Source organism: Oleiphilus sp. HI0086 (assembly GCF_001635225.1).
This window is the reverse complement of sequence record NZ_LWFZ01000884.1, coordinates 1-381: the sequence shown is the minus strand read 5'-3', so window position 1 is coordinate 381 and position 381 is coordinate 1. Positions and strand designations below refer to the sequence as shown.

1 protein-coding gene is annotated in these 381 nt (G+C 49.3%); it reads left to right on the top strand.

Annotated features, from left to right (window positions below; translation table 11 throughout):
- A partial coding sequence (locus A3756_RS27780) for a hypothetical protein (protein WP_197481337.1) occupies nt 1-381 on the top strand: 381 nt, incomplete at both ends.

The following is a 381-nucleotide window of genomic DNA, read 5'->3' as shown; positions in this document are numbered from 1 at the left end:
CGTGCTATTAATGCCCGGCTTTATACAGAAAAGGCGCAGCTCTATCTCTCAGGAGAGAAGTCTTTCGTTTCGGGAGCCGAAGATGCCGGCATGATTTACGTTGCTTGCCGAGATGAGCGTAGAGGAGATGGCCTTGATTTGTCGGGCCGCCCTCTGATTAAAGTTATCGCCTTAAATACGCAGCTTGAAGGAATTGCGATTCAGGAGATGCCGTCTCTCGGTTTTGTGCCTGAAATCAGCCACGGAAAAGTCATTCTTGACCGAGTCGCTATCAAGGAAAGTTATATCTTGCAGGGGGATGGCTACCTTCAATATGTAAAGGCCTTTCGCACTTATGAAGACTTGCATGTGTGTGCCGCGATTGCCGCTAACCGTATGGCC